Genomic DNA, 8,152 nt, shown 5'->3' with positions numbered 1-8,152 from the left:
CCCCCGCCCTACCGTGGACCCCGCACCCCCCGTACAGACGTACGCACACACCCCCAACGCGGAAGGGCCGGGACTCCACAATGACTTCCACCCACGCCTTCTGGCTCGCCGGCCGCCAGGCCACCGGCGACGCCGCCTTCGACGTCACGTCCCCCTGGGACGGCAGTCACGTCGGCACGGTGAGCCTCCCGACCGACGCCCAGGTCGAGGAGGCCGTGGCCGCCGCGTACGCCGTACGGGACGAGTTCGCCGCCACCCCCGCCCACACCCGCGCCGCCGCCCTGGACCACGTCAGCCGCCGGCTGGCCGAGCGCACCGAGGAGATCGCCCGCCTGATCTCCGCCGAGAACGGCAAGCCGATCAAGTGGGCCCGCGGCGAGGTCGGCCGCGCGGTGTCCGTCTTCCGCTTCGCGGCCGAGGAGGCCCGCCGCTTCAACGGCGGCGAGGCCCAGCGCCTGGACACCGACGCCGGCGGCCAGGGCCGCCTCGCCCTCACCCGCCGCTTCCCGAAGGGCGTCGTCCTCGGTATCGCGCCCTTCAACTTCCCGCTCAACCTGTGCGCCCACAAGATCGCCCCCGCGATCGCGGCCGGCGCGCCCATCATCCTCAAGCCGGCCCCCGCCACCCCCCTCTCCGGCCTGGTCCTCGGCGAACTGCTCGCCGAGACCGAGCTGCCCGCCGGTTCGTGGAGCATCCTCCCGGTCCCGAACGACAAGATGCCCGCCCTCGTCCAGGACGAGCGCCTGCCGGTCATCTCCTTCACCGGCTCCGAGACCGTCGGCTACGCGATCATGGACTCGGTCCCGCGCAAGCACTGCACCCTGGAGCTGGGCGGCAACGGCGCGGCCGTCGTCCTCGGCGACTGGGCGAGCGACGCGGACCTGGACCGGGCCGCGCAGCGCATCGCGACCTTCTCAAACTACCAGGGCGGCCAGTCCTGCATCTCCGTGCAGCGCGTGATCGCCGACGCCGCCGTCTACGACCGCCTGCTGCCGCGCATCGTCGCCGCCGTCGAGGCCCAGGTCACCGGCGACCCGAACGACGACGCGACGGACGTCGGCCCGCTGGTCAGCGAGGCCGCCGCCGAGCGCGTGGAGTCCTGGGTCGACGAGGCCGTCGCCGCGGGCGCCACCCTCCACACCGGCGGCAAGCGCGACGGCGCCTCCTACGCGCCGACCGTCCTCACCGACCTCCCGGCCGGCACCACCCTCGCCTGCGAGGAGGTCTTCGGCCCGGTCCTCAGCGTGCAGAAGGTGAACGGCGAGGCCGAGGCGTTCGCGGCCGTCAACGACTCCAAGTACGGCCTCCAGGCGGGCGTGTTCACCCACGACCTGGAGACCGCCTTCCGCGCCCACCGCGCGCTGGAGGTCGGCGGCGTCGTCATCGGCGACGTCCCCTCCTACCGCGCCGACCAGATGCCGTACGGCGGCGCCAAGCAGTCCGGCGTCGGCCGCGAGGGCGTCAAGTACGCGATGGACGACTACACCTACGAGCGGGTGCTGGTCCTGACGGGCCTCGCCCTCTGACCCACCCCGAGAAGGCCGGCGGCCCGAACCCACTGTGCGGGGGTTCGGGCCGTCGGCGTACCCATGAGCGCGGGGTCTGGCACGTCTCTTCCCCCGCGACCTGATCCGAACGGCAGCCCTTAGCCGCCCACCAGCGCGCCCACCAGCCGGTGCATGGCCGGCCGTGGGTCGGGGGCGCCCGGCCAGTCGGTCATCAGCAGGTGGTGGGCGGTGCCGACGATCGCGAGGGCCACGGTGTGCGGGTCGACGGCGGCCGGCAGCCGACCGAGGTCCCGCTCGGCCTCCAGATAGCCGGCTATCGCCTCCTGGATGGCGGGGAAGCCGGGGCCGCCCTCCCTCATCGCCTCGCGAACGCGCGCCGTCGCCGACGGACGTGTCATCGCCAGACCCGACAGGGCCGGTCCGCCCCGGTCGAAGAGCGAGCGGGCGACGGCGTCGAGGTTCCCGGTCACGGTGCCCTGCCCGGCGAGCTCCGCCAGGGCCCGCGCCTTCGCCGCGGTGCGGGCGAAACGGTCGAGGCAGAGCTCGGCCACGAACTCGTCGAGTCCCGCGAAGTGCGTGTGCAGCAGCCCCTTGGCGCAGCCCGCCTCGGTGGTGACGGACCGGCTGGTGAGCGCTCCCGGCCCGTCCCGCTCCACGATCCGCTCGGCGGCCGCGAAGAGCCGCTCCCGCACGTCCGGCGTCGCAACCCCACGGGGTGACATGGGCCTCGCTCCCTTTCGGCGTCCGGCGCCGGGTGTGGCGCGACCGCCTCCGATCGTAAGGGGATTGCCAGTATGGGCGCATGCCCATACTGTTTGGGCAGACGCCCATTCTTGGTTCCGTTCATCGTTCCGTATGCGGGAGGCACTCGTGTCACAGATCGTCAACACTGAGCAGGCGCAGGCGTGGAACGGCCCCGAAGGCGCTCACTGGGCGCGCAACCAGGACCGCTGGAACGCCGTGAACGAAGGCTTCAACGAGCCGCTGCTCGACGCGGCCGGAATCACCGACAGCCACCGGACACTCGACCTCGGCTGCGGTTCCGGGCAGACCACGCGCCTCGCCGCCCTCCGGGCACCACGCGGCAGCGCCACGGGCCTCGACCTGTCCGGCCCCATGCTCGCCGAGGCGCGGTCCCGGGCGGCGAGCGAAGGGATCGCCAACGTCACGTTCACGCAGGGCGACGCGCAGGCCCATCCCTTCGAGCCGGGGGTGTTCGACGTGGCGATCAGCCGGTACGGGGTGATGTTCTTCTCCGACCCCGAAGCGGCCTTCCGCAACATCGGCCGGGCGCTGCGCCCCGGCGGGCGGCTGGCGTTCGTCTGCCCCGCCGAACCCTCACTCAACGGGTGGGTGACGGCCATGACCGCACTGCGTGACATCGTCCCGCTCGGCGACTTCGACGCGCCGGGACTGCCCGGCATGTTCTCCCTCGCGTCCCCCGGCCGACTCCGCGCCGTCCTCACCGCCGCCGGCTTCTCCGGCGTGGCCGTCGACCGGGTCGAGGCGTACGGGACGTGGGGGCGCGGAGCCGACGACGCGACGGAGTTCCTGCTGAACACGGGGCCCGGCCGGCATTTCCTCGGCCAGGTCGACGCGGCCGCACAGGTTCGCGTCCGCCGCGCGCTCACCGACCATCTGCGCGGCCACGAGGCCGCTGACGGCACGGTCCGGCTGCGCAGCACGTCATGGCTGGTGACGGCGGACCGCCCGACCGGCCCGGCGGACGCCTCGTAGGGGCGACCGGTGGTGGGGTTCAGCCGGTGTCGAGCTGGTGGTCGGCCCAGACGTAGGTCTCGGGGAGCAGGTCCGCGACGGGGACGGCCCGGGCCCGGTCGCCGCTGCCGACGATCACCTTCAGGGTGGGGAAGTAGTCGAGGAGGACCTGGCGGCACCGGCCGCACGGCGGGACGATGCCCCGGTCGCGGTCGCCCACGGCGACGATCGTGTCCAGCTCGTAGGCGCCCTGGGCCGCCGCCGCACCGATGACGACCAGCTCGGCGCAGGGGCCGCCGGTGAAGTGGTAGGCGTTCAGCGCAGTGACGATCCGGCCGTCCCGGGCGCGGGCCGCGGCCGCCATGGTGTGGTTGTCGCCCCGGCAACGGGTGCGGGCCACGCCTGCCGCGGCTTCGACGAGTTCCTGGTCGTCGGGGTGGAGCTGCGTGGTCATCTTCCTGCCTTCGTCAAGGTGCGGGGCGGCGCGGAGCCGTCAGCCGTCAGTCGTCAGTCGTCAGCCGCCGGCCGGTGTGCGGGCGGGGTCGCGGGCCAACTGTGCCGGAACGCGCCGGATCCCCCGACAGCAGGTCCCTCAGCGCCACCCAGGAGCGGTCCCAACTCCACTCCGAGCGCACCCAGTCACGCCCCCTCGCACCCATCGCGCGGGCGAGCCCGGGATCGCGCAGGAGCCGGATCAGCCGGTCCGCCGTCGCCGCCGGTGAGCGGCCGTCCACGACGTGCCCCGTCTCGCCCTCCCGCACGGTGTCCGGGGCACCGCCCGAGTCACCCGCCAAGACCGGGAGCCCGGAAGCGGCGGCCTCCAGGTAGACGATGCCCAGGCCCTCCACCTCCAGGCCGCCGCCTCGGGTCCGGCAGGGCATGGCGAAGACGTCGGCGGCGGAGTAGAACGGCGGGAGCGCGTGGTGGGCGTGGCCGCCGGCGAAGACGACCGAGTCCAGGACTCCCTCGTCCAGCGCGAGCCGGCGCAGCGCGGGGGCGTACGGGCCGTCGCCGACCAGGAGGAGCACGGCGTCGGGGACCGCCCTGCGCACCCAGGGCAACGCCCTGATCAGCGTGTCCTGGCCCTTGCGCGGGACCAGCCGGGCCGCGCAGAGGATCACCGGGCGGTGGCCCAGGCCGTACCTCGTCCTGACCGGGGTGCCGGGCACCGAGGGGTGGAAGACCTGGGTGTCGACGCCGGGGACCAGGCGGGCGGTCCGGGTCCCCGGCGCCAGGGCCGCTTCGATCGGACCCCGGGTGCTCGCGCCCAGCCAGGTCACCGTGTCCACCTCCGTGCCGATGCGGCGCAGCAGGGCCCGGGTGCCGGGTGTGCGGGCCCACCACACCTCGTGGCCGTGGGTGGTGGCGACGGCGGTCCGGATGCCCGCCGCGCGCCGGAGCCGTCCCGCCATCAGTCCGAGGGGCGCAGCCGCGCCGAACCAGACCCGGTCACAGCCGTACCGCCGGGCCACGGACACCGCGTGGGCGGTGGCGCGGGGCGTGGGGAGGAGGGTGCGGGCCCGGTGGCGGATCACGGGGTACGGGAAGGGGTCGCCGGGGTCCGGTTCCGCAGTGGCCGCCGCAGGGGTCGAGGTGAGGACGACCACCTCGTCGGGCGGGAAGCGGTCGGCCAGTTCACGGACGAAGGTCTCGATGCCGCCTTGCCGGGGCGGGAAGTCGTTGGTGACGATCAGGGTGCGGGACTCGCCGGTCACGCGACCGCCGCCTTCGCCGCGGAGCGGGTGACGGGCGTGCCGGGCCGTCGTCTCCGGCAGGCCAGTGCGCCCAGCACCAGCGGGTAGACCAGGTAGCCGAACCGGGTCGCGGGCATCAGGGCCGTCGCCAGCCCGAGACCGAGCGCGAGCCTGCCCGCCGCCTCCCGCACCGTTCCCGGGGGCCGCACCACCAGCGAGAGCGCGATGAGCAGCGCACTGACCACGAGGAGCGTGAGGGCGATCAGCGTGCCGCCGGGGACGTGTGCCGCGAGCAGTCGGCCGGGCAGCGGACTGGCGGCGGGGGACACGACGGAGGTGAGGCCGAGCGGGAAGGCGACCACGTTCCGCACGAAGCCGGCCGGGTCGGTGAGCGCGAAGGGCAGCACCGCGGCCGTCGCGGTGGCCAGCCCCGCGGCCGCACACCGCAGCGCGGGCCGGCCGCCCCGGCGCGCGGCGACCAGGGCGAGCACCACCGGAAGCGCGGGCCAGGCCGTCCACTTGAGGGCCGCGGCGGCGCCCAGCGCCAGACCGGCCCGGCCCGGGCGCCCCCGCCCGGCGAGTGCGACCCCCAGGCACATCAGCCCCGCCACCGGCAGGTCGACCCCGCCCACCGCGAGGGGCAGCGCCACCGGCGGACAGGCGAGCAGCCAGGCACGGTGCAGGCCGGCGGCGGCGAGCGCGGCGACGAACGCGCCGCCCAGCCACCAGCGGGGGTCGCCCGGCAGCAGCCCGAAGAGTGCCATCCCCGGCAGGTACGGGTTGAAGTCGCCGACGGCCACCGGGTCGGTGACGTACGGGCTCCCGGTCGTGAGCAGCAGGTGCCCCGAGCGCTCGACGACCGTGACCTCCGACTGCCCGAGCCCCGCCGCCAGCAGAGCCACGAGCGGCACCACCACGGCCCCCACCACCGCCACCGCGCGCGCCGCCGCACGGCGCCGTCCGGAACCGGACGCCAGGCACGCCGCCACCGCGTACCCCGCACCCGCGCCCAGCCCCCACACGCGGTGCGGCCCCATGTCGGACGCGAGCGCGAAAACCGGCGCGACGACCGCGCACCCGGCCCACGCGTACCGTTCGGCGTACGGCCCCGGACGGCGCCCGGCGTAGCGTCCGACGTACTGCGCGACACGTGCCCCAAGCGTCTTCCTCATGTCCGACGACGCTAGAAAGCCCCAGGTCGAAGAGCGTCAACCGAGGCTCCGTACCCGGGAGTCAACCCGTGGTACGACCTCCGCCCGTCGGCTCCACCCACGCGGTGACGCGCGCGCCCCGCCCCGGCACGGATCATGGAGACATGAGTACGTCGCTTCGACAGCGGTACCGCGCCTGCGTCGCCGCGCCCGCCTACCCCTGGATCACCGGTGGTCTGCTGAGCGTCGCGGCCGTCGTTGAGCTGATCGCCTTCCCGGGGTCCGTGACGACCACGGTGGGTGTGCTGGTGTCCTCCGCCTCGCTGATGTGGCGCCGGTCCCTCCCGCCCGTCGCGATGCTCACGGTCGCGGCGGGGCTCATCGGGTTCGCCGGGGACGTCAACCTGTACCTCTCGATCATGGCGAGCGGGCTGATCGGCTGCTACACGCTGGGCCGCGACCGGGTGCTGCACCCCGCCGTGACCGTCGCGGGCGGCGCTCTCGGTGCCCTGTGCGTGAACCTGGTGCACATCAACACCTGGTCGCGGATGGAACTGCCGGTGCCCGCGCTGTGGGAGAAGGGCTCGCTGAGCCTGTTCGCCGAGTCGTTCCTGCTGAGCGTGGTCATCTTCGGCGCGGTGATGATGGGTGACGCGGTCCGTGCCCGGGAGGAGACCCGCGACGAACGGCACCTCGCCCAGGCCCGGTTGATCGCCATGGAGCGGCAGCAGGCCGCCGAGGCGGAGCGGGCCGCGATCGCCCGCGAGCTGCACGACATAGTCTCCCACTCGGTGTCGATGATCGCCGTCCAGGCCGAGAGCGCCACGTACACCACCCCGGGGCTCACGCCCGAGGCCCGCGACGGCTTCCAGCAGATCGCCGGCACCGCCCGCTCCTCGATGGCCGAACTGCGGCGCCTGCTCGGCGTCCTGCGCGCCTCCCGGGGCGACACGGCCCTGACCGCCCCGCAGCCGACCCTCGACCACCTCGCCGAACTGGTCGAGCAGCACCGGGCGGTGGGCGGGACGGCCGAGCTGAGGATCACCGGGGAACGGGTCGCGCTGCCCGCCGCCTGGGAGCTGTCCGCCTACCGGATCGCCCAGGAGGCTCTGACCAACGCGCGCAAGCACGCGCCCGGCGCCCGTACGGTGGTGGAGGTGGACTACGGGGCGGACCGGCTGCTCACTCTCCGCGTCCGCGACGACGGCCCGGCCCCGGGCACCCGCCCGGACATCGGTGTCGGTGCCGACTCCGATGCCGCTCCCGGCCACGGTCTGACCGGGATGCGGGAACGGGCGGCGCTGGTCGGGGGCCGGCTCAGCGCGGGCGCGGCCGAGGGCGGCGGCTTCCTGGTGGAGGCGGAACTCCCGTGGGGGACCGGATGACTTACGGGCAGCGGGCGAGGGAGACGCGTGTGATCCGGGCGCTGGTCGCCGACGACCAGGCGGTCGTCCGCACCGGCTTCGTGAACCTCCTGGGCACCCAGGAGGACATCGAGGTCGTCGGTGAGGCGGAGGACGGGGCGCAGGCGGTGCGGGTCGCCGCCGAGACCCGGCCCGACCTCGCCCTCCTCGACATCCGGATGCCGCACAAGGACGGCATCGAGGCCGCCCGCGAGATCCTGGCCGCCTCCGGCGGTGCGACGAAGGTGCTGATGCTGACCACCTTCGGCCTCGACGAGTACGTGTACGACGCGCTCGCGGCCGGAGCGGGCGGCTTCCTGCTCAAGGACGCCACCTTCCCCGAACTGCTGCACGCGGTTCGGGTGGTGGCGGACGGCAACGCCCTGCTCTCGCCCGAGATCACCAAGCGGCTGATCGCCGAGTTCGTCCACGCGCGTGGCGCCCGGCTCCCCGTCCACCCGCCCGCCGACCTCACGGCCCGGGAGACGGAGGTGCTGGTCCTGATCGCGCGGGGGCTGTCCAACGCGGAGATCGCGGACCGCCTCACCATCACCGACCACACCGTGAAGACCCACATCAACCGGCTGTTCGCCAAGCTGGAGCTGCGCGACCGGGCGCAGGCGGTGATCGTGGCCTACGAGATGGGGCTGGTCCGGGCGGGCGGCGAGTGAGGGGGCCCG

General features: G+C 74.5%; 8 protein-coding genes. 4 read left to right on the top strand and 4 right to left on the bottom strand.

The window, feature by feature from the left end:
• Positions 1–80: 80 nt before the first annotated feature.
• Positions 81–1,526: an aldehyde dehydrogenase family protein gene (locus tag KUM03_RS21570; protein WP_217250926.1), complete on the top strand. Its 1,446-nt coding sequence runs from the start codon at positions 81–83 to the stop codon at positions 1,524–1,526.
• A 119-nt stretch (positions 1,527–1,645) separates the two neighbouring features.
• Here KUM03_RS21570 and KUM03_RS21565 read toward each other — a convergent pair whose 3' ends face one another.
• The gene (locus KUM03_RS21565; protein WP_217250925.1) at positions 1,646–2,230 is read right to left on the bottom strand and encodes a TetR/AcrR family transcriptional regulator; all 585 of its coding nucleotides are present in this window, start codon (positions 2,228–2,230) and stop codon (positions 1,646–1,648) included.
• A gap of 148 nt (positions 2,231–2,378) precedes the next feature.
• On the opposite strand from KUM03_RS21565, the gene KUM03_RS21560 reads away from it, so the two are divergent.
• Positions 2,379–3,245: a class I SAM-dependent methyltransferase gene (locus KUM03_RS21560; protein ID WP_217250924.1), complete on the top strand. Its 867-nt coding sequence runs from the start codon at positions 2,379–2,381 to the stop codon at positions 3,243–3,245.
• Between the two features lie 19 nt (positions 3,246–3,264).
• Here KUM03_RS21560 and KUM03_RS21555 read toward each other — a convergent pair whose 3' ends face one another.
• From KUM03_RS21555 to KUM03_RS21545, 3 genes are read right to left on the bottom strand one after another with little or no spacing between them, the layout of a single operon-like run.
• On the bottom strand, positions 3,265–3,678 hold the full coding sequence (locus KUM03_RS21555; RefSeq protein ID WP_217250923.1) for a cytidine deaminase: 414 nt from the start codon (positions 3,676–3,678) through the stop codon (positions 3,265–3,267).
• 46 nt (positions 3,679–3,724) lie between these two features.
• Positions 3,725–4,939 carry a glycosyltransferase family 4 protein gene (locus KUM03_RS21550; protein ID WP_217250922.1) on the bottom strand — a complete coding sequence of 405 codons (1,215 nt, stop codon included), beginning with the start codon at positions 4,937–4,939 and terminating at the stop codon, positions 3,725–3,727.
• On the bottom strand, positions 4,936–6,090 hold the full coding sequence (locus KUM03_RS21545; protein ID WP_217250921.1) for a glycosyltransferase 87 family protein: 1,155 nt from the start codon (positions 6,088–6,090) through the stop codon (positions 4,936–4,938). Before KUM03_RS21545 ends, KUM03_RS21550 begins: the two co-directional genes overlap by 4 nt.
• A gap of 143 nt (positions 6,091–6,233) precedes the next feature.
• On the opposite strand from KUM03_RS21545, the gene KUM03_RS21540 reads away from it, so the two are divergent.
• Positions 6,234–7,454 (top strand): sensor histidine kinase, encoded by a 1,221-nt coding sequence (locus tag KUM03_RS21540; RefSeq protein ID WP_217250920.1) that lies wholly within the window; start codon positions 6,234–6,236, stop codon positions 7,452–7,454.
• Positions 7,451–8,143: a response regulator transcription factor gene (locus tag KUM03_RS21535; RefSeq protein ID WP_217250919.1), complete on the top strand. Its 693-nt coding sequence runs from the start codon at positions 7,451–7,453 to the stop codon at positions 8,141–8,143. Before KUM03_RS21540 ends, KUM03_RS21535 begins: the two co-directional genes overlap by 4 nt.
• The last annotated feature ends 9 nt before the right edge of the window (positions 8,144–8,152 follow it).

It is taken from the genome of Streptomyces sp. AC602_WCS936, from assembly GCF_019049125.1.
GTDB lineage: Bacteria > Actinomycetota > Actinomycetes > Streptomycetales > Streptomycetaceae > Streptomyces.
Note: the sequence above shows the minus strand (reverse complement) of the source record. Positions and strands in the feature narration are given on the sequence as shown.

Bases quoted from the DNA above. Each gene is read 5' to 3' on its own strand.
- KUM03_RS21565 (WP_217250925.1), bottom strand. From the start codon at position 2,230: ATGTCACCCCGTGGGGTTGCGACGCCGGACGTGCGGGAGCGGCTCTTC.
- KUM03_RS21535 (WP_217250919.1), top strand. From the start codon at position 7,451: ATGACTTACGGGCAGCGGGCGAGGGAGACGCGTGTGATCCGGGCGCTG.
- KUM03_RS21545 (WP_217250921.1), bottom strand. From the start codon at position 6,090: ATGAGGAAGACGCTTGGGGCACGTGTCGCGCAGTACGTCGGACGCTAC.
- KUM03_RS21570 (WP_217250926.1), top strand. From the start codon at position 81: ATGACTTCCACCCACGCCTTCTGGCTCGCCGGCCGCCAGGCCACCGGC.
- KUM03_RS21540 (WP_217250920.1), top strand. From the start codon at position 6,234: ATGAGTACGTCGCTTCGACAGCGGTACCGCGCCTGCGTCGCCGCGCCC.
- KUM03_RS21555 (WP_217250923.1), bottom strand. From the start codon at position 3,678: ATGACCACGCAGCTCCACCCCGACGACCAGGAACTCGTCGAAGCCGCG.